Source organism: Azospirillum sp. B506 (genome assembly GCF_000333595.1).
Taxonomy (GTDB): domain Bacteria; phylum Pseudomonadota; class Alphaproteobacteria; order Azospirillales; family Azospirillaceae; genus Azospirillum.
On sequence record NZ_BADK01000723.1, the window covers coordinates 1 to 1,584 of the forward strand.

At 63.8% G+C, this 1,584-nt stretch carries 2 protein-coding genes; both read left to right on the top strand.

Annotated elements, in window-relative coordinates:
- The first annotated feature begins 167 nt into the window (after positions 1–167).
- On the top strand, positions 168–938 hold the full coding sequence (fliR, locus tag I71_RS21620) for a flagellar biosynthetic protein FliR (protein WP_042697993.1): 771 nt from the start codon (positions 168–170) through the stop codon (positions 936–938).
- A gap of 12 nt (positions 939–950) precedes the next feature.
- A partial coding sequence (locus I71_RS21625; RefSeq protein ID WP_042697996.1) for an EscU/YscU/HrcU family type III secretion system export apparatus switch protein occupies positions 951–1,584 on the top strand: 634 nt, incomplete at its 3' end.

Genomic DNA, 1,584 nt, shown 5'->3' on the forward strand with positions numbered 1-1,584 from the left:
CTGCTGATGCCCTTCATGCTGGGCAAGCTGACCGAGTTCTTCGAGCATGAGGTCGCCGACCGCATCGTCGCCATCGGTGTCGGTGGCACCGACAATGGCGGTGCGCCCTTCACGCCCGGTACCGGCGTGACGCCTCCGCCGGCCCCCACCGCCGCCGCGGCAGGCCAATGAGCGTCCTGCAGCAGCTTCTGGGCGAGCAGATCTTCGTCTGGATGTTGGTCTTCCTGAGGGTCGGCACTGCTTTCAGCGTGATGCCGACCATCGGCGACGCCTTCGTTCCCACCCGTGCACGGCTGCTGTTCGCGCTGGCGGTCAGCACGTTGGTGGCGCCGACGATCCGGCCGATGCTGCCGCCGATGCCGGGCAATCCGTTCCAACTTCTGGTTCTGGCCGCCGGCGAGATGACCATCGGCATCTTCATGGGCACCATCGCCCGGCTGCTGATGGGGGCGCTGGAGGTGGCCGGCACCATCATCAGCCTGCAGAGCGGCTTGGCCAACGCGCAGATCTTCAACCCGGCGCTGGCGACCGCCGGCTCGCTGCCCGGTTCGCTGATGGGCTGGCTGGGGCTGCTTCTGCTGTTCGCCACCGACCTGCACCATCTGCTGATCATGGCGGTGGTGGACAGCTATTCAACCTTCACGCCGGGGGCGGCGATCCCGATCGACGACATGGCGAATGTGATCGGGCAACTGGTGTCGAAATCCTTCATGATGGGGGTGCAGATGTCCGCCCCCTTCCTGATCACCGGCATCCTGTTCGCGTTGGCGCTCGGGCTGCTGAACAAGCTGGCGCCGCAGGTGCAGGTGTTCCAGCTGTTCACCTCGGTCCAGGTGCTGCTGGGGCTGTTCATGTTCGCGCTGACGCTGGGGGCGATGATGCTGTTCTGGCTGTCGCGCTTCGAATCGACCTTCATCGAATTCCTGAAGCCGCTGTAAGGGAGGGCGCCGGTGTCGGAAGAGGCGGACGAATCCTCCAAAACAGAAGACCCGACAGGCAAAAAACTCGACGAGGCCCATAAACAGGGCCAGTTCGCGATGACCCGCGAGGCCGCGAACTGGTTGATGGTCGCGGCGATGCTGGTGGTTCTGGTCTCGATCCTGCCCGGCACGATGAAGGGGTTGGTCTTCCGCCTGAACTATTATTTCGAAAATCTGGACAGCATCACCTTCGACCGGGCCGGGGTTGGCGCCCTGCTGTTCCGCGTCATGAGAGACACCATGTGGGCGCTGTGGCTGCCCATCCTGCTGTTCGTCGTGGCCGGCGTGCTGTCCACCATCGGTCAGACCGGCTTCCACGTCTCCTGGGAACTGATCTCCCCGAAGTTCGGCAAGCTGAACCCGCTGCCCGGCCTGATGAACATGTTCAAGGCCAACCAGGGCGTCGAGCTGCTGAAGAGCATCGTCAAGCTGGGTGTGGTCGGCGGCGTCGCCTATATGGCGCTGGTGCCGATGTTCGGCGGCATCGAGGCCTATATCGGCATCGACATCGTTTCCATGCTGTTGCAGATGGACGGGCTGGCCCACCGGCTGCTGGTGTGGGTTCTGGTCGTCCTCACCTTCATCGCTGCCGGCGACTTCCTGT